Below are 22,477 nucleotides of genomic sequence, written 5' to 3'. Positions count from 1 at the left end.
CGTCGCAACACTAGATTATTGAACAGATTTTAGGTATTCGTCCAAGGCCTCCGCAGGCGTCTTCCAGCCGAGTGTTTTCCGGGGCCTGGTATTCAATGTGTTAGCAACGGCCTGGATCTCGCGAGCACTCCACCGGGACAGGTCTGTGCCCTTTGGAAAGTATTGTCGTAGAAGGCCATTGGTGTTTTCGTTCGTACCACGCTGCCATGGGCTGTGCGGGTCAGCGAAGAACACCTTCACGCCGGACTCGATCGTGAAGCGGGCGTGATCGGACAGCTCCTTGCCACGATCCCAAGTCAATGATCGCCACAACTGAGCTGGCAAGTCCGCCACGGTCTTCTTGAGTGCGTTGGCCATCGTCACAGCTCCATAGCCGGCGAGCGCAGGCCCGTTTTTCGTGCGTGGAATTAGCCCATAGCCTTTCTCGCGAGGTAAGTGCACAAGCATCGTAAAGCGGCTTGATCTTTCCACCAACGTCCCGATGGCTGATCGGTTTAAGCCGATAATCAAATCACCCTCCCAATGGCCTGGCACAGCACGATCTTGCACCTCTGCAGGCCGGCTGGAAATCATCACCTCCTCGCTGACGTGCGCCCACGCCCTGGCGCGCGCTCTCGCCCGGGGAACGCGCAAGGCGCGCCCGGTGCGAAGGCAACCCACCAGCTCGCGCTTGAGCGCGCCGCGCCCTTGAATATAGAGTGCTTGATAAATGGCTTCGTGAGAGATGCGCATAGACTCATCATCCGGGAAATCAGCCTGCAACCGATTAGCAATTTGTTCAGGTGACCAGCCGTTGACCCACTTTCGGTCACCGCGATGTGGCTTATTTCGCCCCTTGAACGGTGCCTGTCTGGGCCCGGCAATTTCACGACCATTGGCGTCACGTACTTTGCCCTCCAGGTGGTCCTGAACGTATTGGCGCAGACGTGCATTAGTTGCCAGCTTCGCTGGTTTTGGTCGTTTGGCGAACCGTTCCGCCTTCCACTGCGCGACCGAAGCACGATACTCGAGACACCCATTACGTGTCGCCGCGTTGCGCGTGAGCTCTCGCGAAACGGTTGATGGACTGCGTCCAATATGTCGGGCGATCTCGCGCACCCCGAGGCCTTGGACCGAAAGCAATGCTATCTCTTCTCGCTCAGCGAACGACAGATATCGACCAGCGACAGGCTTCGACATGAATAGTGGCATGCCGCCACGATAGCGGAACCAGCGCGAGCCTACCGCTTGAGATACGCCTATCGCCTCCGCTGCTTTCTCGCTTGTAATGCCGGTCGCGATCTGCTGCCAGAACCGACGCTCGATCTCATGTCCCAGTGATGGCGCACCCGGCGAGTACATCGCCTCTCGCCCTGTCAGCCGATACACCTGCTTTGCACTTCGTGCCATGCAACACCTCCTCGATCAAAGGTGTTGCGACGACCGGTTGAATCCGCCCAGTACGCGAGCGATGAATACCAGACCTTGCTCAGGCAGCATCACGTAGTTTGCAGCATGAGCCGCAAAGGAAATTGTTGGGACAATTCGGTGATGGAGCGGTTCTTCCTGAACCTGAAAATGGAGCGCGTGTGGCAGCGTCAGTACGCCAATCACGACGAGGCACGACGCGACATCAACCAGTACATCGTCGGTTTCTACAACACCGTACGCTTGCATTCGACTTTGGGCTATCTGTCGCCCGCTGCCTACGAGGCGAAACCGACAGTGAAAGAACCTATCGGCCTGTCCGAAATAACTTGACCACTACAAATTTGGCATGATCCCGGCGAGTCGAACCGAGTGCACATACCGTGAAGGCGAGCAAGCTAACCCGGACGCAAATCGCGTTTTACGCTCAAGCAAGCCGACTTGGCCGCGAAGGTCAATGAATTGTGCCGCAAGCCTAACGTCAGCAACGCCATGTACTACCTGCGGAGGCGGCAAATGATCGGGCGTGCAAGTCTCGGAGCTGGAGCGCGTACGCGAACATGAGATGGTGGTCACCATCAACGGCAAGAAGCACTGGCTGTGGCGCGCGGTGGACCAGTACGGTGCGGTACTCGGCGTACTGGGGCAGAGTCGCCGCGACAGGCATGCGGCCAGGCGGCTCATACGCAGGCTGCTCAAGAAGCGTGGCCGCGCTCCCCGTGTGTTGATCACCGACAAGCTCAGGAGCTACGCCGCGGCAAACAGGGACCTTTGGCTGAACGTGGAGCACCGGCGGCACAAAGGACTGAACAACCGGGCGGAGCTCAACGTCTTCACTCGCTCGACCACCAACAACGTGACAGTACCGTGTATAGCGTTATAGCTTATGAGCGGCACGATAGGATTTGAGGCGTCGATAAATGGTGGCACGGGAAATCCCAATAGCCTTCGCAGCATCAGTTGCGCTGCCGCCGGTCGCTGCGACTGCGTCGAGAATGAGTTTTCGTTCGTTTTCCCTCACGTTGCTCAACATATGTCCGTTTGATTCCGGTCGACGCGTCGTTGCGCGAGGACCGAGCCTGCCCTGCAAAACACGAGCGTCGAGAAGCTCGTCGTCTGACAGGGCAATAATTCGCGCGAGAACGTTGCGAAGTTCTCGTATATTTCCCGGCCAGTCATGCGCGCTTAAAATTTCCAGAAGGTCGGTACCCACTTCGGGCGGAGTTTCCGCGGCGGGCGTGAGGGTTCGTAAAATGCTGCGGACGATGCTTGGGATGTCGCCGGAGCGTTCACGGAGCGGGGGCAGATGAAAGCAGATTCCATCGAGCCGATAGAACAAGTCCGAGCGGAATTGCCCTTCGGCTACGTCATACTCCAGCGGCCGATTTGTTGCCGCGATCACGCGTACATTGATGCGACGCTGGATTGATTCGCCGAGACGAGATGTAGCGCCTTCCTCCAAAACTCGAAGAAGATAAGGTTGCAAATCGATCGGCATGTCACCGATTTCATCGAGAAAAATGGTGCCGCCATTCGCTTCCTCGAAACGGCCTTTCGCACCGCCGCGTCGAGCACCCGTGAACGCACCCTCCGCATGCCCAAACAACTCGCCAGCGATAAGCTCCCTTGGCAAGGCGGCGCAGTTTACCGCCACAAACGGCCCTGCGGAAACGGAACTGGCCTCGTGGATCGCCTTAGCCAAGACGTCCTTACCAGTGCCTGTCTCTCCCTGTAGTAAAACCGGTAAGCGCTTTGATGCTATCTGTTCGGCTTGAACAAGGATTGCAAGCAGGGACGGTGAAGCTTCCGCCAGCTGTCGAAGCCCGGAAGATAAAGTCTTGATCGCAGGAGGCGCACTCGCCCGGCGCGGTCCACCGTACGGGATGCGAACTATTCCCCCGAACAAAACGCCGTTCATTTCAACGGGCGACAGATATTCTGGCCTTATCCAATTGGGCAATCGCTCGAAATTCCACCGCTCGATGCTATCTCGATCAAGTCCGGGAATTTGCTCTTCCTCACGGAGGGCGAAACCGTCGATCTTTGCACCCGGCGTTGACTTTACGATCCGCCCACGTCGGTCGAAAGCTACAATTTCGTCGGAGCGGTGTCTCTGTTCGAAAAAGCCCTCAATGAGACGGGTGCGGCCGAACAGTTCTTGGTGCACCAAATGCGATTGAATGCGCTCTACCAGCGTAGTCACGCAGGCGCAAGTAAGCATTGGCGGCGTTGTCGCGGAATTGGTAATGTCGACCACTCCGATCACGCTTTGGTCTACCGGATCGCGGATGACAGTTGCCGAACAATTCCACGCCTTACCGGTTTGACAGAAATGTTCCCCGCCAAGAATAGTTACAGGGCCACCCAGTGCCAACGCAGTCCCGACCGCGTTTGTGCCACCATAGTGCTCGCTTAAATTCGCTCCGGCAAAAATTCCACTGGAGAAGGCAAGCACTTCCGCAAGGTCGCGGTCACCCGCCACGCTGAAGATCGTTCCGCTCAGATCTCCGACCACCGCTACCGAGCGTGTCTCCGCAAGACAGGAGGCAATGTCATCAAGGCCGGCTCGTACCGAAGCGTTCAACCATCCGCCTTGTTGCACATATATTTTATTGGCGTTGGCCGATGCGGTCCGCTGCGCGGGGTCGACTCCGAATGCTTGACAGCGCTGCCAAGACTTCAGGACAACCTCGCGTATTGCGCCGTCGTCGATCGGGCGATCAGAGATGAAGCGCTCCCATGTGCGTTCCACGCTTCGCGCGTAGTCCGTCGAACCAAGCTGATCCAGGGCGACGATAGTCACGCCAATTTCCCCATTCGACCTGCATTTACGCGGGCGTCTCCCGCCAGGAAGGCCGAGGCGGTCAACTTTGGTCATCAATATATCATCAACGATATCCGTCCACCATCGGCCTAACTGCCGAATATACCTTGGAAAGATAATGTCACATTGTTGATGGTCGAGCGATCGAAGTCGTTTAACATCAGCATTCCTGATTTATATGAAAAGGCGATCCTGAATTGGGTTGCCAGTCACGGTTTCCCGCGCTTCAAAAGCCTGCGTGCGCACCTGCCGCCTGTCTTGCGCGTTCGCGTTGTAGCGGCAGTGCATACACGGAACCGGCCGCCTGCCATTAAAATTCCCGCGATGCCTGATCAATGCCCACGGGGTATTCTGGAACGCTTTCGCATCTCAAGACTGAAGAATCCGGGATCCTCCCAGGCACCCCAATGGTTCCCTTTTTCGGCCTCGTTCCAATAATAGAGGTTTGGCCAAAGCGCTTCTGCCCAGGCCTTTGGCGCGGCCACAACGCTGTCTTTCCTGTACCTTGTGGCCGCCATCGGAAGTTCAACCTTCCCCGCGCTAAACGCAAATGGCTGCGACCCGTGGGTCATCTCCCAATACATCCGTGACGAAGAAGCCGCGCTGTTAGTGAACCAGTAGATCGAGATGGCGTCGAGCATTTGCGTTGTTGTGAATGCGTCCTCCGGCTCGCCCTGATTGTCAGACCATGCTCGGTATTTCTCGTATAGCCACATCGCCTGGCCGGCGGCTGAATCCGCCAGACTATATCCCAGTGTCTGCGGTCGAGTGGACTGTTGTTTGAAATATCCGCTCTCTTCCTCCCAGAATAGCGCGAGGCGGTCGTAGGCGATCTTTTCTTCGGGAGTAGGATTCGCGGGCACTTTCTCGGGCACCACCAAGAGGAAGCTGACGTGGGCGGCCAGCAAGCCCTCCGGCCGGATCTGCGCTAGCGCCATCGTGACTGCCGCGCCTTACCTTGAAAGGCACCACTTCGGACCTGACATCCGACAACTCTACAGACGTTCGACCAGACAAATTAACGGGCGCGTCGAACGGCGAACGCGCTTTCGATTCTATGCCCATTGCTGTCTCCTCATCTTCATTACCGATTGGGCCACCGTATTTTTATGGCGGCTTCCGATTTTTTCGATCGCTGCTAAAACGCGCAAAGCTCACCCTATGAAAACGCCTCGCTGCCGTCTCCGACCCACACCTTCGAAAATCCTGGCTGATCGGCGTGAACGATCTTGTCGCCATCCTCCTTCAGTGTTTCTTGCAGCGTCCGTGTCGGAGGGTGAAGCGGCGTCTGGAAAAGTCCGAGTTTCAATATAGTCTCCTGTGAGTAAACGACGTTCTGTATGAGGTTCAAGCCGACAGCTTGGTCGACCATTCTCTTGACTGGCACCAGCACCATCATTCGCCTCTCCATAACACTCAGACAACCGCGTTCAAACAAGTCGCAGCCGGTGAGATTTGAAGCGCGCCGGAGCGACCTCTTCTTTCTTGTGCTCCGGCAAACGGATCCTAGAATTCGTGTCTGATACCGACGTTGACACCCACCGTCGTTCCCTGCGGCGGACTCAGCGACGCGGCCGCGTTTGCCGCAAGCGTGGTGTTCATTGCGCCCTTGTTGTCGACAACGCCGACCTGGGCGTACAGGGCTGTGCGTTTCGACAGCAGATATTGAGCCCCTGCTCCATAGAGCATAGACTTGTTGGCCGTCACGTTCCTGTCACGCGACGCACACACAGAAGCATCCAGTGTCAGTACGCTGTTCACGTCCCATTGCGCACCGGCTGTATAGACATTGACGTTCGCCAACCCCGCATCCGAAGACGGATTCCGATACGTCGTGAAGACAAGCTTCACCGTCACGGGACCGAGCCTGTACCCTGCGCCGATGTTCTCGCCACGGAATGTCGTCAGGCCGCTCGTCGCATCCTTAGCTTCGAAATACGATGCGGTCGCGCTGATCGGGCCATTGTTGTAGTTCAGGGCCGCGCTGATGTGCCGTCCCGCGGCGAAACTTCCCGCTACGTTGCCGAATGCGTACTCGACCGAACCACTAAGTCCCGCGACGGTCGGAGACGTGTACACCAGCGCGTTACTGTCGAAGATTCCGGTGATCAGAAAGTTGTTGAGATACGGAATCAGCGAATCTGCAAAAAGCGGCAGGCCACGCGGATCAGCCGAATACACCGAAAGAAAGAATGGCGAAAACTGCAGACCTGCGTTGATCTGCCCGAATGGACCGCTCATGCCGACATAAGCGTTACGCCCGAACAAACCGCCGTTTGAGTTGCCGATGCTTCCACTGGTCGTCGACATGCCGCCTTCGAGCTTGAAATGTACCTTGTAGCCAGAGCCCAGGTCCTCGGCGCCCGTGACGCCCCAGACCGATGGCGACCAACCGCCGTCGAGAGCCGAGATAGCACTGCCACCGCCGTTTGGTGTGCGCGACTGCCACATCAAGCCGGAATCGACAATACCGTAAAGGGTGAAGCTCGATTGTGCGTGCGCCATCGCACCCGTCAGACATAACGCGCTGCATATCGCGCCTTTGCAAACCGCGTCTTTCCGAATCATTGCTGTCTCCAAACCTGATAGTTTTACGTCAGCACGCTCATCAAGCCGGTCCGCATATCCGTATTCCGATTCCTCCGGTACCGGCTTATCGCGAACTGCGAAAAATCATTTCATCCTGCGACCCCGCACTTTCGTCCCGTAGATGTTCGTTATTCACCAGACCGTTGTTAATTTATTTGCATAACTAAATATATGATGCGGTTAAATTCGGTTCGTCAACTCCTTCCTTCTTTCTTCATGGCACTGCGATACTCAGGCGCGGCTCGCTCCGACGTCGTCGTTTTCCGTTATGAAGTACCTCAACCAGAGCATGAAAGTTCCGAGCCGGTAGCGCCCCGACAACATTTGCGAAACGTGACCTCGCTTATCCACATCCGTACCAGCCGACTCTTCGGACACGAAGATGCCTCCTAGTGTGCCCAGGCTCCTGCAAATCGCACATCACCATTTCAACCTCAAGGCTCAGCGCGCCGCGCCCCTACGGGATATTCAGGGCCGGCCCGTTAGTGGCGACGTTGCTCCTGATCCTGCCAAAGTGGCGAGGGACGGTGTCGCGTCCGTCAACGGAAGCACTGGAACGCTTTGCGGACCTCTCCTACGATTATTTCCGGTTGCTCCCAAGCCGAGAAATGACCGCCTTTTTCCGATATTCCCCAGTGAACAAGGTTAGGCCAGCTCGCCTCAGCCCAATGCCTCGGTGCTTCGTACATATCCTTCGGGAAGATCGTCGCAGACATTGGCAACTCGATCCGGCCAAAGGCCAAGTTCGTCCCTGTAGTTCCGCGGGCATTCTCCCAGTAATAGCGCGCCGAAGAACCGCCAGAATTCGTAAGCCAATAGATCGAAATATTGTCGAGCATCTCGTCAAGGGTGAACAACTCTTCAATAGTGCCGTTGTTGTCCGTCCACTCGTTGAATTTCTCGTATATCCATATTGCCTGCCCGGCTGGAGAGTCCGCCAAGGCGTAACCCAGTGTTTGCGGCCGCGTTGCCTGCTGGTGATGATATCCAGCCGCATCCGTCTTAAAGCGTTCGACTGCATCGAACGCCTTCGCTTCCTCCGGTGTCAGGTCGGTGGGCATCGTCGCAGGGAAGACAAGCGGCCAGCAAACATGTCCCGCGAGGAGGCCTTTGGGTCGTTGCGATGCCATGAAGTGCGTTACAGTCGACCCCCAATCGCCGCCCTGCGCAACGTAACGGGAATAGCCCAGCCGCTGCATCAAGACGGCCCAGGCTTTGGCGGTATGCTCGGCATTCCATCCCGCCTCGCGAGGTTTTCCTGAAAAACCATGTCCCGGTAGGGAGGGGATAACCAGATGAAAGGCGTCAGATGCGCTTCCGCCGAATTTTGTTGGATTTGTAAGAGGCTCGATGACCTTTAGAAACTCAATTGTCGACCCCGGCCATCCATGGGTCATGATCATCGGTAACGCTTCCGCATGCGGCGATCTGATGTGGTGAAAATGAATGTCCAGCCCATCGATCTCAGTGAGAAATTGAGGGAAGAAATTGAGCCTGGCTTCGATCCTGCGCCAATCGTAGTGGTCCCGCCAGTAGTCGATCAAAGCTTTCGCTTTTGCGAGCGGTACACCCTGTGTCCAGTCATGGACTGGCTCCTCCTCCGGCCAGCGCACGTCTCGAAGCCGCTGCTTCAAACTGTCGAGCTCAGACTGCGGTATTTCAATCCTGAACTCGCGGATTACCTCACGCTGTTGGGCGGTATTCTCAATAGTCATTTAATTTGATTACCTTTTTGCGTGTTAAGCGGGAAGAGCAATATCCTTTCAGACGACAGGAGTCGGGATCTGCTTACCAACCAGTTTCCGCGCCTTTAGCTTCTCCCAGAATTCCACAGGTATAGCTGCGGTGAGGGCTGCGACATTCTGCTGAATTTCCGCTGGGCTCTTTGCGCCGACCAGGACGGTGGCGACCGCAGGGTGAGCCGCGACGAATTGCACGGCGGCTGTAGGTAGGGCCACGCTAAACTCGTCGCAGACCTCCTCGACCGCTTTGACCTTGTCGATGATCGACTGAGGCGCGTCGGCATAATCGAACAGTTTGTTGGAGCCTTTCGAGCCCCCCGCGAGAATTCCCGAGTTGAAAACCCCAGCCGCAATCACGTCAATACCGCGGCGCTCGCATTCGGGGAAGAAATGTGACGACGCTTCGTCGTTGATCAGTGTGTACCGGCCCGCGATGAGACAGCAATCGAGAGGGAACTCGTTCGCCATATCGAGGACCGCAGCCGTTTCGTTCACACCGATGCTCACGGCCTTCACGGCACCACTTTCACGCAACTCGCGTAGGGCCTTGAATCCGCCGTCCTGCAGTTGGGTCCAATATCTGTCATTGTCATCACCGTGAGATAAGCGGCCAATGTCATGGACGTGGATGATGTCGATGTCATCGATCCCGAAGCGCTGCTGACTGTCTTCGAAAGATCGCATGATCCCATCATAGCTGTAGTCAAACTCGTCTACGAAAGGCAGTCCGTCGATCCATTCGATGCCGAAAATCACCTTGTCGGTTTTCCGGGCCCGTCTCCTCGTCTTAAGGACCCGTCCAACCTTCGTGCTTATGACGACGTCAGGGCGCAGTTCCTTTGCGCGTAGGAAATGCCCTAGAAAATGTTCTGTTCGCCCGTTCCCGTAGCCAGGTGCGGTGTCGAAATAGAGCACTCCTTGATCCAGCGCTGCCTGAATCGTTCCTTCGAAATCGTCGTAGGTCGTGCGGGCGCCGAGACCGCTCAATGGGACAGTTCCCAGCGCCATTCGGCTAACCAGAAGGTTTGAATTACCCAGCTTGCGCTTCGCCAACTGCTTCATTTCTGAAACTCCTTCACGTTGTCGGTATGGATTGCCTTCCCCCGCGTGTCGAACAATGAAGCAGCTACCGCCGATGCTTCAAATGTGAGAAAGCGCCTTCTTGAAATATGCACAGTTCTCTCCTCCTATTTCTTTTTCTTCTCCACTTGCGCCTCGTCTTTGCGATTGCGATTGCGGCGCAGAATACCCATGACAATATTCAGAAAAGTAGACTTTTCGGCTCCGTTCCCGCCACAGTGTGGGTGGATCTGCATGCCTCCAAGCAAAGCGCGCCGGCCTTCAATACGACGACCCCGTCGAATGGTTTGTTGACGTGGGCGGCTTCAGGGAGAGTGGATTTTGCGGCGCTCATTGCGGCGCTCATGTTTGCTCGATCGCTTCCACGGTCAGCAGCGTGCGTTCGCCGTCATGACGCCTCCGACGATGTCCACCCGCCGGGCTATCGGAGCGTGGACATCGTGACGTCATTTCATTTTCGCGAGCGCCGGCGCCACGTCGTGCGACAGTCGGCGCATGGTTTCCCATTCGCGATGACGGTTACGGCCACTGGCGTCCATTGATGCCAAAAGAAGCGTGCCGAACGGGCCGACCTTCTCGCGAAACGCTGCGAGTTTTTCCGTCACGGTTTTGGACGAACCGTAAATGACCTGGTTTTTTGTCAGGTTCGCGACGGTCAGGGTCTCGTCGGAATCATCCGGGTTTTCCTTCAGGATGACGGTGTAGTTCGCGCGCCGCATGACTTCGATCAGATAGCCAAAGTAGTAATAGTTTCCGCCTTTTGGATCCATCACCCACTCCAACGCCTGCTCGTCGGTTTCCGCCACAACCACGTTGCGGGCGACGCGCCAGTCGTCGCCGGAAGCCTTGCGACCGGCCGACTCACATCCCTCCACGTATTTCTTCCAGTGGCTGCCAACGATGTACTCAGCGCAGAAATTCGCGCTAACGCCGATCCAGCCTTTTTCGCCGGCCGTCTTCATGCTGCTTGAGAAAGGCGACATTGCTGACATAGCGATCGGTGGATGGGGTTCCTGAAGCGGCTTCGGCATGAAGCCGATACCCATCGCCGGAACGACATTTTCATTGAGCTTGATATGCCAGTGCTTTCCCTTGATGTCATAGGGCGGGTCCTGGGCCCAAATCTTCTGAATGATTTCTATGGATTCCATCAGCCGCTCGCCCCGCATCGCGGCGTCGGTATTGGCGAAAAGTTCGTGATCGCTCGCGAGACCGGATGGTCCGATTCCGAAAATAAACCGGCCATCGCTAAGATGGTCAAACTGAGCGGCTTCTGCCGCCACTATCGCCGGATGGTGGTTGGGAAGAGAGACGACTCCTGTCGCGAACTTGATCTGGCGTGTACGGTTGAGGAGTGATGCCATATACATCATCGGCGCGCTGATCGGCTCCGTCGTCGCTGAAAAATGCTCTCCAACCCAGACCTCCGTAAAACCGAGTTCATCCGCATAAATGACCTTGTCGCCATTTTCCTTGAGCGTCTCCTGAAGCAAGCGACCTGGCGGGTGCAACGGCATTTGGAACATTCCGAGCTTCATTTAAGCTTCCTCTACCTAAGTAATTTTTGGTTGGGTCTTTGCGGCATCAAGCACCGCGAAAAATACCTTTACGATTGAAGGGCGAGCGCTGCGCCGTTGAACCAGACGAGAGGATCGGAAAGCGATCCGGCGATCACCGACGTTACTCGGCCGACGTACAGAGAGTGGGTCCCGTAAAGCACACTCTTCTCGCAGACGCAGATGACGGAACCGTGCGCTGACGCTAGATATAGCAGTCCGTCTGGTGTCCGTTGCCATTCGTCGGCCAAGAAGCGTTGATTCCGCATGTCCGAGCTGGAAAACGCTTTGACGATGTGCTGTTGGGATAGTGGCAGGATGTTTACGCAGAAGCGCTGGCTTCGTTCTAAAACAGGGAATAGGCTCGCGCTCTGATTGACGGCAACGAGCATGGAGGGTGGATCCATGGAGACGGGGATGACCGCGGTGGCGGCCATGCCACTTGGGTGTCCTAGCTCGTCAACGGAGGTGACGATCGTGACGCTCGAGGCGAATCCCCTCATTACTTCGCGAAACGATTGCACAACTGAAGAATTTTGACGTATGGCCGATCCGCCCGACTTCGGTTCCGCGGCCGCATTGTCATTTGCAAGAGTCAAGGCATATTCTCCATTTACCAAAACCTTTGAAATCGGGTGGTCGACCGCCGCATCCGGCGGCGGGAGAGGTGTCACCGCAGAAATTCGAGGGCGTGATTCACGAAGAGTTGCGGGTACTGAAACAAAAAACCGTGCCCTGAATCGGGGTAGATAATCAGTTGCGCGCGCTTGATTTTCTGAGCCATGGTGAAGGAGTTGATCGTCGGAACCATGATGTCGTTGTGCCCGTTGGCGACCAAAACCGGCTGCCTAATCTCCGCAAGCCTTGGCAAAGCCGCGTCAATGCCCTGCGCCCAGCCCGCAAGCGCCGCCGCTTGCGCCTGTACGCCTTCGGCCGAAACCGGAGGCTCGATCGGTTCTTTTCGGGTCTTCAAACGCTCCCAGTAAGCGCGCCCCGCTTTCTGGCTTTCTTCTGAAGGCGAGAAGAAGAGGAACAGATACTCCTCCAGGCCAAGCACGGGACGTCCTGCGACTGGCCGAACCTCTGGGCCCGCGAGAATGATGCCGTCTCCACCGCCAGGATAGGTACCTGCGAGAATCAACCGCCTGATCAGGTGCGGCCAGCCGAGGATCACGGCTTGGCCGATATGTCCGCCCATGGAAAAGCCGAGGAGATCGACTTCCTTCAAGCCAAGCGCGCCGATAAACCTCACCACGTGGGCGGCCATCGCTCCAATACTGGCAGGGATCGTTCCCGTTGAATTCCCAACACCAGCGTTGTCGAAGAGGATCACCTCGCGTTCCCTGGCGAAACCGTTGACGACCGCAGGATCCCAATCGTCCATCGTTCCCCGAAAGCGGTGACAAAAGACCAACGGTATGCCACCCTTCGGACCGAGCCTGCGGTACGCGTAGCGCACCCCGTCTGCATCGACATAGTGCGTCTCGGCCGTCTCCTGACCTATAGCTGAAACCATAATCGTCCTCCTTAAAGACCCCAATTCCGACACAGCTACAATTTCAGTAGCTATGTCCCGTAGCCACTGACTTCGGAAAAATCCCACAAGAGCGATTCCGATATCATCTTCCTCTGGCTACCATAATAGTAGTTAGATGAGAATTGTCAATGGGTGGTTCAAGGGATTTTTAGTGGTTTAGGACGCCGTAATAAAAACAGCAACCGGATGTGGTCCATGAACGCCTGCACGCCCACTTCTGGTACCTCATCGAACAGATCGGTGAGATCGACAAGGAGACCGGCGCTACTGGCCTTCACGTATCCGCACACAGCAAAGACGCCTCGCGTGTTCGTGATTTTCCGTCTACCCGTTGCGCTCTTTCACAAACTCGAAGAACTCCTCTGCCGGAAGCGACGGACTCACGAGAAACCCCTGGATCGAGTCGCACCCGGCCTCGTGGAGTACCTTTCTTTGCTCTTCAGTTTCAACACCCTCCGCGAGCGCACGAAACCCGAGCGATTTGCTCAATGCGACGACCGTTCCCACAAGCGGCCGCGCCCGCCCATCCGGATCAATATCCAGGTCGAGCACGAATGAGCGGTCGATCTTGATTGTGTTAACGGGGAGCCGCAATACGTACGCAAGGCTAGAGTAGCCGGTCCTGAAATCGTCCAGAACGATGTTCACGCCCATTCGCTTGATTTCACGCAGCATCAGCTCCGACATATCGAAGTCGGCGATCAGCATGCTTTCGGTCACTTCCACTTCCACCCGCGACGGCAGCACACCGTGCGCAACGATGCGCGCGCGAGCATCGCCGGGAATTCCGGATCAGCGAGCTGGCGTGGTGACACATTGATCGACACGGAAAACTCGTCACCGAAGTGCATCTGCCAGCGGGCACGGTCGGCCAGGACCCGGTCGGCGACCCACGTACCCAGTGCGAGTATCAGCGAGGACTCTTCGGCGATGCCGATGAACTCGTGTGGCGACACCAGACCGAGCGTAGGATGGCGCCACCTGATCAACGCTTCAGCACCCGTGACCGTCCCGATCGCAAAGGAAGTCTTCGGTTGGTACGCATATCGCCCGTCACGATGAGCAGCACGACAGTGGCCTCGGAAAGACCCGGTGGGTCGTCGTACTGACCTTTGCATGGCTACACGACTTCAGGCGCCTGCGAATCCGGTCCGAACGACTCGCCGCCATACACGAGGCGTTCATGAAAATCGCCGCCTGCTTTGTCTGTTGGCGACAGCTTCAAAACTCATCGTGCGAGCGCTTCTAAACACTGTTTGTTGCGGATAATTGCAGACTACGGCAATTGGATATTATTTTCGTCACTCGTTAGTCGCCGCATCCTTCGCCCCTCATTCCGCGACCATTGGAAGGGGCCGCCGCCAGTTGAGCCTTCATCTTCTTGCTCGCTACCGGACCCGGTGCCATGTAGTATTTCGGAGACGTTATAGGCTCACCGGTTCGCTCATCGACAACCTTTACGTTCACCGACTGTCCGGTTTCTCGATTGACGACCACGGTTGCCAATCCTTCGGGCGCAAACTGGCTATTTCCGAAGGCAACGAACGATGCGATGACAGACTGGAATGCCCAGCCGCGATCGGTAAGGTGATATTCAGCCCGGGCGGGGTGTTCGCCATATCTATGACGCTCCAGGAATCCGTCTTCCACCAAGCTTGAGAGCCGCTTGCTGAGAATGGTCGGGGATATACCAAGATTACTCTGGAAATCGTCGAACTTTCTGAGCCCGTTCATGGCATCCCGAAGGATCAGGATAGTCCACCACTCGCCAACCCGCTCGAGCGAGCGTGCAATCGGACACTGCATCTTGTCAAAGCTTTTGCGTTTCATTGTCGCTTTCCATCCGAACAGTTGGACAATTTTGAGCCGGGAAGATTATCAAGCGAGAAAGGCGTGGCTTGCAATGTGCTTCCCTATCTCGAGTGATGCCGTCGCCGCCGGTGACGGGGCATTGCAGACGTGAATGCTTCGGGATCCCGGCACGATATGAAAATCGTCTACCAGCGTCCCGTCGTTTTTCAAGGCTTGGGCGCGGATACCGGCGGGCACCTCTACCAAATCGTCCGCCGTGATGCTGGGTACGAGCTCCTGGAGACTACGGACGAACGCTGCCTTGCTCAGCGAACGCATCATTTCGGCAACACCCTCCCTCCAGTATCGGGCTGAGAGCTTCCAAAATCCCGGGAAAGTAATGACCTCGGAGAAGTCGCGGAGGCTGAAATCGGTCTTGCGATAACCTTCGCGGGCCAAGGCGAGCACCGCGTTCGGCCCAGCTTCAATGCCGCCTCCTATCATGCGCGTGAAGTGAACGCCGAGAAATGGAAACGCGGGATTGGGAACCGGATATACGAGATTTCGGACAAGGTGGCGGGCTCCAGGCTTCAGTTCGTAGTATTCGCCTCGGAATGGAATGATCTTCAGATCAGCCTCAACTCTGTCAAGTCTTGTGATCCGGTCACTATGGAGGCCGGCGCAGTTGATTAGCATCTTCGCTGAAAAGCCGCCAATGTCACTATCGATTTCGACGAAATCTGTCTTCTGCGAAATCCCTTTGACCCTCGCACCGAACTCGATACGGCTGCCGTGCGCCAGGACAAGACGTGCGAGAGTCTCACAAACCTGTGTGTAGTCGATTATCCCTGCGGAGGGAACACGAATGGCGGCCACTCCACTTACGCAAGGCTCGACACTTCGTAATTCGTCGCCATCGAGCATTTGGACATCGAGACCGTTCTGTTTGCCTCGGTTCAGCAAGGTTCGGAGCGACTCAAGTTCGGACTGTTTTGTCGCGACAATAACCTTTCCGCAGATCTCGTGCGCGATCCCATGCTCGCCCGCAAAAGCCCGCATTGACGCGCTTCCTTCTCGAGCGAACCGAGCCTTAAAGCTTCCAGGCTTGTAGTAAACCCCCGAATGGATGACCCCGCTATTATGGCCAGTTTGATGCGCAGCTAAGCGACGTTCCTTCTCGAGAAGCAGAATGCGCGACTTGGGCTGATTTCTCGTGAGCGCATAAGCGGTCGCCAAGCCGACAATGCCGCCGCCAACGATCACATAGTCGAACTTGCCCATACAATCCTCCTCGTTCGCCGCTCCGAGCAGTGTGGCCGCTATAACGTTTTTCCCGTTCACCCGTCGCAGCGTCGCTTTGTGAGGCCGGCTGTTAAATATTTATAGCAGCCACTGCCAGATAAAATTCCGCGCAGTCGTTTCCGACAACACTCTTATCCAGCTACAATAATAGTATCGATATAAGAATGTTGTCAATTGGCGACTTCCATCAAGCTCAGCGCGCCTATGAGGGTCGCCACATGGGCAACCATCGCTCCAATACTGGCAGGGATCCTCCCCGTTGAATTCCCAACACGGGCATTGTCGAAGAGGATCAGTTCGCGTTCCCTGGGGCAGCCGCGTCTCTGTCGTTACTTTCCCAGTAAGGAAGCGCCTATCGATCGTGTATATAACGAGGTCTATCGATGGGACCTATTGTGCCCAAAGCACGCCACGGCGCCCGCCGATCAAGCACCCCGCCATGAAACCGAGCACGCGTTCATAGAAGCGCCCCGATCGCTCAAGACCGAGTGTGCGGATTGAATAGTGGGCAAGTTTGGCTATCGGCACGGTGCGTTCCTTGCATTTGTCAAACCATTAATGAACAGTCGATAACTTGTAAATTGACGGATCACGCACGGGAAGCCTCTTCACGGAGGTGTTTACCCTGACGAAAGGATCTGTAAATTGCCGCAGACATCTGGAGTTCGCTTGTACGCCAGATAAGCTCGACTATTTAGACAGGGCGAACAGAGTCTTTGCGATCGTTCCATTTATCCGTCTTACCTAGTCCTTTAGGATGTACGCATTGATTGCACGGGACAGAGAACGAAGAGACGTTAAAATTATGACCGTTCGGCTTCACGGTGTTTCATCTTACGCATCTGCAGCCCTCGGCGACGTCTTTCTGTTTCAGGCAGATGATGGGTCGGTCGTGTCACAACCGACATCAAACGCCGCTCTCATGGATGGTGTTTATACGCCTGAAATGGGGAAATCATCGTCATCGACCTGGGCGATCGCAGCGGTGAAGGCACCCTGCTTCAGGCAAGCCGCGCCCCTAAGTAATGTGCCGTCAGAGGTTAGAAGATATTCCTCCACCCTGACGGTTTTTCGGTTCATGAAGTTATCAGTGGAGACTGTGATGCGCGCAATTCAACTTTCGAAGTACGGTGACATCGCCAACGGCATGGGGGTCGTCGAACTCCCCGAACCGGCCGCGCCTGGCAACGGTGAGGTGCTAATTGCGATGGAATATGTGCCTGTCAACCAGAATGACCTCCTGGTGCTGGCAGGACAGTTTCCCGTGCATCCCGAGTTGCCTAGCGTTGTGGGCAACGAAGGAGTCGGTACCGTGCTCCAGGTGGGCCCCGACGTTGAGAACGTCAAGGTCGGTGACCGCGTCGTACCGCCCCTTTATAGCCTGACGTGGCGAGAAAAGATGATCGTCCCGGCTGACGGTCTGTTCGCCCTTCCTCCCGAAGCAGACGTCCAACAACTTGCGATGCTGCGCATCAATCCCGCCTCCGCAGCGTTGCTTTTGAGCGAGTACGCCGAGCTTCAACCGGGTGACTGGGTAGCGCAGAACGCCGCGAATTCCGCTGTTGGCCGCTCGGTCATCGCAATCGCCAAGTCGCGCGGACTGCGTACGGTCAATCTTGTTCGCCGGGCCGAGCTGGTGGACGAACTCAAGGCATATGGCGCGGACGTAGTCGTTCTTGACGATGAGAACGCCTCAGAGGCTGTTCGGCAGGCGACCGGTAACGCAACGATAAAGCTTGCATTGTGCGGAATCAGTGGCGCGGCGACCGCCCGTCTCGGCAGGCTGCTCGCGCCGAAAGGTAAGCTGGTCAGCTATGCGGTCATGAGCGGCGACATCAACGTTACCTTCAACGTGCTCGACTTCATCTTCGGGGATATATCCCTGCACGGCTTCTATGAAGACCGTCGCGAGTACGAGCCCAAAATGCCAGAGATCCTCTCGGAGTCGGCCAGACTTATTGCTGAAGGAAAGTTGCACGTTCCAGTCGCGGCCGTCTATCCGATGGCGCAATTCAAGGAAGCAATCGCGCACGTTCAACGTGGTGGCAAAGTTCTTCTAAAGATCAAGGAAGACTGACTCTTGAATCTCTTCTGAAAAAATCACGGCACGAGTTCCGGTTGCCATGCCCCCACAACCGCACAGAACCCGGCGCACCCGACTCGGGCACCGGGTTCCTGCCATAAGTACTCGACGGCCAAAGGCCGCTCATGCCGTGGGTGAAGGATGCGAGAGCCCGGAAGCGAGGTGTCGGCCAAGCGACTCATTTGCGCCCACGTCCCCCAGCCCTTCTGGCTACGACACCCCAGAGCGCATCGCCAAAGGTCAGTTATAAGGTGAGTTGCGCTCTACGTGGTAAGTCAAGACCTCACGTTGCTTCAATCGCTATTCCTGCCTCACCAGCAAAACGCAGCAAGATATCCTCAACGCCTGCATTTGCAATTTTCCCGTATCGCCCTTCTATTTCCAGTCCCGCAGCACGAATGCCGGATGCCGCGAGCCGCACTCTGTCTTCTCCACTGGGAGTCATTTCAACAAGAATCCGACGTTGGTTGGAGGGGTCTGCAGTCGACTGGAGCAGCCCGGCAGTCGACAATGGCTTCAAAGCTCTTAGCAAAGCTGAACGCTCGATGACAAGTGCATCGCCGAGGTCACGCAGCGTGATGGGGCCGCTCTTCAAAACAGTGGCCAAGATGCAATATTGGCCAACGGTCAGCGAAGCGCATATCAAATGGCGATTATAAAGTCGTGATATGGCGCGCGCTGCCCGGTTGAACAGGAGGCAGTACCCATCGGGTGTCAATTCGTGATTCATGTAGGTGAGTTCCATGCGCCCAACACTTTGCTTTATTGTCATCAAATGGCAAGTGTTTGTCGGTCATTGAACCCACGCCCCCCAAACAGGGTGATCGGCGCAGGAATTCAGCGGATTCAATGACTTTTGTTCCGTTGAGGATTACAATGCAGCTCCTGGAGCATCGAGCCAAGACAATGGGACATTCTCAAGCTGACAAGATCGCCACGCATCAGCGTATTGTCGACGTCGCCGCCAAACGTTTCCGCGAGCACGGAATCGAGGGCATCAGCATAGCTGACCTGATGAAGGAAGCTGGCTTGACCGTTGGTGGTTTTTATAAGCATTTTTCCTCCAGGGAAGAGCTGGTCGCTGAGGCTTTCGAGCATGCGCTGCATGACATCGGCCCATGGGAAGCATCGATTGCGACAGCCCCGCGCCAAGCGATGCGGACCTATATTTCAGAAACACACCGCGATACTGTCGCAACCGGCTGCCCGATTTCGGCGCTGGCCAACGACATGAGCCGCAGCACCAGCGAGAGCCGCGATATCTACACAACCCGCGTCAGGCGCATTCTTGAGCAGATATCTAAGGCACTCCCTGCGGAAGACAATGCGAGCAAGCGTTCGGAAGCCGCGCTTATACTCAGTGCATGTGTCGGCTCAATTACGCTCTCCCGTGCTGTCTCCGACCCAAAACTCTCAAAGCAGATATTGGATGGTACTTTGACGAAGGTCCTCGAGCTGCTTTCGACGAAGCGCAATCGGAAATAGAAGGGATTCCTTGACAGGGTTTTCGGCCGCCCGCCGTCGAAGACACCAATGCTAGAAAACGGCCGAAGTTCAACCTCGCGAGCGAATCGCGAACCAGCTGAACTCAGCCGCTCTTCTCGAGTCAGCCTAAGTCAATGACCGCATAGACTGCCTGGCCGGGTGTTCATTTGACGAACTGTTTCGTCTGGACATCGTCGCCGGAAACGAATGAAGCGCGTCGCCGTGCGGCAACGGTTGGACCCCCTGAGAAGTTCTCCACCTCTGCATGGTTCAACGCCTTGATTGCGCGTGCACCGCGCGCTCTGCGACAGAGCCGCTCGGTGGCTGACCTTTCATTTCGGCAATGGCAAGCTCCGACACTCATGCGATAAGTTCTAGCAGGCCAGGCAACCTGCCAATCGCATCGGACTATAGTCCGACCTGGCTCGTCAGAAGAACCACACCATTCTTCCCGGGCCCACTCGCATGTTCGATTGCTTTTCTGAAATCAGCAAGAGGATACTCGCCCGCAATCGCGAAAACATGAGGCGCTTCTTTAGCGAGCTGCATGGCCATGTCGCGATGTTGCTTCTGCTCCGCCAAAGAGAAGTTCATCCATTCGGTAAAGACCACGCCCTTGAATGCCAACCCTCTCGGCGCAAACCCGGACAGATCCGGCGCGCCCGTCCCCAGCCAGCCAAAGTTGACAACCGTTCCGCCATCCGAAAGAAGCGATGTCAGGTCATCGACCAGCGCTGCGCCGACCGCGTCGAAAATGACGTGCACCGGCCTGGACCCCATCGCGGAGCGCACCTGTTCCTGCCACCCGCTCGCCTCTGTCGCGATCACCGGCGCGCCTGGCAAAGACGCCTCAAGAAGTTCGGCGCCCGCCCGTGTCCGGACAAGCCGGATCATGGTCAGGCCGATCTTCTGCCCCAGGGCCGTCACGATACGCATCACCGATGAGCCTGCCGCCGTCTGGATTACCGTAACGGGCAATTCGGGGACCGGCAACGCGTTGTGCCCGGCGCGAAGCACGACCTGGGCGGTCATGGTGTTGATGAGAATTTGCGCCGCTACGGCGTCGCTCACTTCGTCCGGAACCGCGACCAGCGAAGTGACAGGAACCTTTGAATATGTTGCCCATGTTCGCCCCATTCCGGAAAGGAACATCACTCGTTGCCCAACAGCAAACTGCCCTTGATGCGCGGCATTGCTCCCCAGCTTTTCGATCACGCCAACGCCTTCAAAACCCGGCGTACGGGGCGCGCCCGCCGGGATCGGGGCCGCCCTTCCGCCGCGTTTGTCGCCGGCAATCATCAGCAGGTCTCCCGGATGGATTGGGCGCTTTGAGACGCGTACCAGTGCGTCGTGCGGCCCGGGTTCAACCTCGGACATCGGACGCTCTACAAGGCGCAGGACCGAAGCGGGGTGACCATATTCCGCATGTTCGATCGCCGTGAAAACACCCACATTTGCAGCTTCTTTCTGATCTGATGACATCGCATCTCCTGATTAAAAACGCCATGTGCGCCATGCATGTCTGATACACCGCGCGCACACTCAACCCGGAACCTACCTGGTCTGTGGTTGCGGACCGGCGGATCCGACGGTTACCGCATCACCCCATCCACCGCCCAGCGCGCGAATCAGGTTCACGGTAGCAGCCGCCTGAACGCCGGAAAGCTGGACCGCCGTCGTTTGCGACTGAAGTACCGTACGTTCGGCGTCAATCACGTCGAGATAATTGACGGCGCCGTCCTTGTACTGGGTTTGCGAAATCTCTGCGGCACGCTGTGATGCATGCACGGCCTCGTTCTCGGTCTGGGTCTGCTGCTCAAGAATCCGCAGGTCCGACAGGTTGTCCTCGACCTCCTGGAACGCCTGAAGGACCTGCTGACGGTAGTTCGCCGCGTCCTCATCGAACACCGCCCGGGCGTTCGCCAGGTTTCCCTTGCGGCGGCCCCCGTCGAACATGGGCACCGTCAACGCAGTGCCGGCAAGCGGGCCGAGCAGGAATGCCCGACTGGACCATTTGAAGAGGTCGCCCAGCGTCGCTGACTCGAACCCTGCATTACCCGTGATCGACAGCGACGGGAAGTAGGCTGCCTTGGCGACACCAATTCGCGCATTTGCCGCAGCCGTCGCACGCTCAGCGGCGGCAATATCCGGCCGTCGCTCGAGCAGCGCAGACGGCAACCCCGGCGGAATCCGGATCAGCACCGGTTTCAACGGGTTCGAGGCCATCGAAAACCCGGCGGGCGCCTTGCCGAGAAGAACCGCAAGGCTATGCTCGGCGGTGGCCCTCTGTCGCTGCGCCGTCATCTCATCGGAGCGCGCCGTTGCCAGCTCGGCTCGCGCCCTCGCGACGTCGAGTTCGGCAATATCGCCATTCGCGAACTTCGACTGCACAAGCTTGAGCTGCTGCTCGCGAAGCGAAACGTTCTGCGCATACACCTGCAGTTCCGCATCCAGCTCGCGGACCTTGAAATAGTTCGCGGCAACGTCCGCCTGAAGCGAAAGCTGCACCGAGCGCAGGAGCGCCTGCGATGCCTCGCTTTCTGCAGCACTCGCCTTGACCGCATCCGACACCCGGCCGAAAAGGTCCGCCTCGTAGCTCGCCGTCGCCTGCGCACGCCACAGGGTCTGGGCAGGCACGTCGCCACCGTCCGGCCGGAACTGCGAGGCCGACGTGACCTTTTCTCGGGTGGGCCCGAAGCCGGCGCCTACAGTCGGGAAAAGGTCCGCCCGGGAGACCTGCTGAAGGGCGCGGGCCTCCTTGACCCGGGCCGCCGCGGCAGCCAGTTTCTGGTTGGCAGACAGCGCCTGCTCCTCGAGGTCGTTAAGGGTGGCGTCGTCAAAAATCACCCACCACTTCCCTCGGGGAATCTGGTCGGACGGCTGCGCGATTTTCCAGGTACCCGCCTCGCCTTCTGTTCCGGCGGTGGCCGTTATGGGCGGCGCCTCCTTGAACGCGGTGGCGCTGGCCACGTCCGGGACCTTGTACTGCGGCGCGAGCGAGCAGCCTGCGCTCAGAAGTGCCGCGCTCAGGAGCGTCAGCGAACCCAGCAGAACACGTTTCACTGTAATTGTCGACATGGT

General features: G+C 57.0%; 18 protein-coding genes and 5 pseudogenes. 5 read left to right on the top strand and 18 right to left on the bottom strand.

Annotated features, from left to right (window positions below; genetic code table 11):
• Positions 1 to 15: 15 nt before the first annotated feature.
• Positions 16 to 1,389 (bottom strand): IS30 family transposase, encoded by a 1,374-nt coding sequence (locus tag AYM40_RS26730; protein WP_063499158.1) that lies wholly within the window; start codon positions 1,387 to 1,389, stop codon positions 16 to 18.
• 45 nt (positions 1,390 to 1,434) lie between these two features.
• Here AYM40_RS26730 and AYM40_RS26725 point away from each other — a divergent pair.
• Both AYM40_RS26725 and AYM40_RS26720 read left to right on the top strand, forming a co-directional pair.
• Positions 1,435 to 1,740 (top strand): annotated as a pseudogene (locus AYM40_RS26725) (integrase core domain-containing protein); the annotation flags it as partial.
• Positions 1,741 to 1,969: 229 nt separating this feature from the next.
• Positions 1,970 to 2,230: pseudogene (locus AYM40_RS26720) on the top strand (DDE-type integrase/transposase/recombinase); the annotation flags it as partial.
• A 54-nt stretch (positions 2,231 to 2,284) separates the two neighbouring features.
• On the opposite strand, the gene AYM40_RS26715 reads toward AYM40_RS26720, so the two are convergent.
• The 10 genes and pseudogenes from AYM40_RS26715 to AYM40_RS42740 all read right to left on the bottom strand — a co-directional run bounded on the left by AYM40_RS26715 (position 2,285) and on the right by AYM40_RS42740 (position 13,853).
• On the bottom strand, positions 2,285 to 4,210 hold the full coding sequence (locus tag AYM40_RS26715; protein WP_158515331.1) for a sigma-54-dependent Fis family transcriptional regulator: 1,926 nt from the start codon (positions 4,208 to 4,210) through the stop codon (positions 2,285 to 2,287).
• Positions 4,211 to 4,563: 353 nt separating this feature from the next.
• Complete coding sequence (locus AYM40_RS26710; protein ID WP_063499157.1) at positions 4,564 to 5,169, bottom strand: hypothetical protein; 606 nt, start codon at positions 5,167 to 5,169, stop codon at positions 4,564 to 4,566.
• A gap of 221 nt (positions 5,170 to 5,390) precedes the next feature.
• A complete protein-coding gene (locus AYM40_RS26705; RefSeq protein WP_063499156.1) occupies positions 5,391 to 5,630 on the bottom strand; it encodes a hypothetical protein in 240 nt (79 codons plus the stop codon).
• A gap of 107 nt (positions 5,631 to 5,737) precedes the next feature.
• Positions 5,738 to 6,799, bottom strand: a complete 1,062-nt coding sequence (locus AYM40_RS26700) for a porin (RefSeq protein ID WP_063499155.1) — start codon at positions 6,797 to 6,799, stop codon at positions 5,738 to 5,740.
• Positions 6,800 to 7,359: 560 nt separating this feature from the next.
• Positions 7,360 to 8,535 (bottom strand): epoxide hydrolase family protein, encoded by a 1,176-nt coding sequence (locus AYM40_RS26695; RefSeq protein WP_063499154.1) that lies wholly within the window; start codon positions 8,533 to 8,535, stop codon positions 7,360 to 7,362.
• Positions 8,536 to 8,583: 48 nt separating this feature from the next.
• Positions 8,584 to 9,624 (bottom strand): aldo/keto reductase, encoded by a 1,041-nt coding sequence (locus AYM40_RS26690; protein WP_063499153.1) that lies wholly within the window; start codon positions 9,622 to 9,624, stop codon positions 8,584 to 8,586.
• A 464-nt stretch (positions 9,625 to 10,088) separates the two neighbouring features.
• Positions 10,089 to 11,180 carry an LLM class flavin-dependent oxidoreductase gene (locus tag AYM40_RS26685; RefSeq protein ID WP_063499152.1) on the bottom strand — a complete coding sequence of 364 codons (1,092 nt, stop codon included), beginning with the start codon at positions 11,178 to 11,180 and terminating at the stop codon, positions 10,089 to 10,091.
• Between the two features lie 68 nt (positions 11,181 to 11,248).
• A complete protein-coding gene (locus AYM40_RS26680) occupies positions 11,249 to 11,797 on the bottom strand; it encodes a flavin reductase family protein (RefSeq protein ID WP_148662306.1) in 549 nt (182 codons plus the stop codon).
• A 71-nt stretch (positions 11,798 to 11,868) separates the two neighbouring features.
• Entirely contained in the window at positions 11,869 to 12,714 is an 846-nt protein-coding gene (locus AYM40_RS26675; RefSeq protein WP_063499151.1) for an alpha/beta fold hydrolase, read from the bottom strand.
• Between the two features lie 345 nt (positions 12,715 to 13,059).
• A pseudogene (locus AYM40_RS42740) lies at positions 13,060 to 13,853 on the bottom strand (EAL domain-containing protein).
• On the opposite strand from AYM40_RS42740, the pseudogene AYM40_RS42735 reads away from it, so the two are divergent.
• Positions 13,772 to 13,984, top strand: a pseudogene (locus AYM40_RS42735) (transposase); the annotation flags it as partial. The pseudogenes AYM40_RS42740 and AYM40_RS42735 sit on opposite strands and share 82 nt — an antisense overlap.
• Positions 13,985 to 14,043: 59 nt before the next feature.
• Here the strand turns inward: AYM40_RS42735 and AYM40_RS26660 are convergent.
• The 4 genes and pseudogenes from AYM40_RS26660 to AYM40_RS41520 form a co-directional block, all read right to left on the bottom strand.
• Complete coding sequence (locus AYM40_RS26660; protein ID WP_063499148.1) at positions 14,044 to 14,565, bottom strand: winged helix-turn-helix transcriptional regulator; 522 nt, start codon at positions 14,563 to 14,565, stop codon at positions 14,044 to 14,046.
• Positions 14,566 to 14,613: 48 nt separating this feature from the next.
• Positions 14,614 to 15,807, bottom strand: coding sequence for an L-2-hydroxyglutarate oxidase (lhgO, locus tag AYM40_RS26655; protein WP_063499147.1), 1,194 nt, complete (start codon positions 15,805 to 15,807; stop codon positions 14,614 to 14,616).
• 453 nt (positions 15,808 to 16,260) lie between these two features.
• A pseudogene (locus AYM40_RS42730) lies at positions 16,261 to 16,356 on the bottom strand (VOC family protein); the annotation flags it as partial.
• Between the two features lie 405 nt (positions 16,357 to 16,761).
• Complete coding sequence (locus tag AYM40_RS41520) at positions 16,762 to 16,908, bottom strand: hypothetical protein (RefSeq protein WP_158515329.1); 147 nt, start codon at positions 16,906 to 16,908, stop codon at positions 16,762 to 16,764.
• 22 nt (positions 16,909 to 16,930) lie between these two features.
• Here AYM40_RS41520 and AYM40_RS26650 point away from each other — a divergent pair, with 22 nt between their 5' ends.
• Positions 16,931 to 17,905: a zinc-dependent alcohol dehydrogenase family protein gene (locus tag AYM40_RS26650; RefSeq protein ID WP_063499146.1), complete on the top strand. Its 975-nt coding sequence runs from the start codon at positions 16,931 to 16,933 to the stop codon at positions 17,903 to 17,905.
• Positions 17,906 to 18,194: 289 nt separating this feature from the next.
• On the opposite strand, the gene AYM40_RS26645 is transcribed toward AYM40_RS26650, so the two are convergent.
• Complete coding sequence (locus tag AYM40_RS26645) at positions 18,195 to 18,656, bottom strand: MarR family winged helix-turn-helix transcriptional regulator (protein WP_158515328.1); 462 nt, start codon at positions 18,654 to 18,656, stop codon at positions 18,195 to 18,197.
• A gap of 161 nt (positions 18,657 to 18,817) precedes the next feature.
• Here AYM40_RS26645 and AYM40_RS26640 point away from each other — a divergent pair, with 161 nt between their 5' ends.
• A complete protein-coding gene (locus AYM40_RS26640; protein WP_063500719.1) occupies positions 18,818 to 19,396 on the top strand; it encodes a TetR/AcrR family transcriptional regulator in 579 nt (192 codons plus the stop codon).
• 408 nt (positions 19,397 to 19,804) lie between these two features.
• Here the strand turns inward: AYM40_RS26640 and AYM40_RS26635 are convergent, their stop codons facing one another.
• On the bottom strand, positions 19,805 to 20,773 hold the full coding sequence (locus AYM40_RS26635; RefSeq protein ID WP_256390500.1) for an alcohol dehydrogenase catalytic domain-containing protein: 969 nt from the start codon (positions 20,771 to 20,773) through the stop codon (positions 19,805 to 19,807).
• 177 nt (positions 20,774 to 20,950) lie between these two features.
• Positions 20,951 to 22,474, bottom strand: a complete 1,524-nt coding sequence (locus tag AYM40_RS26630) for an efflux transporter outer membrane subunit (RefSeq protein ID WP_063499144.1) — start codon at positions 22,472 to 22,474, stop codon at positions 20,951 to 20,953.
• Between the last annotated feature and the right edge of the window lie 3 nt (positions 22,475 to 22,477).

The organism is Paraburkholderia phytofirmans OLGA172, assembly GCF_001634365.1.
Lineage (GTDB): Bacteria > Pseudomonadota > Gammaproteobacteria > Burkholderiales > Burkholderiaceae > Paraburkholderia.
The sequence above is the reverse complement of the archived record's forward strand: the minus strand, read 5'-3'. Positions and strand labels throughout refer to the sequence as shown.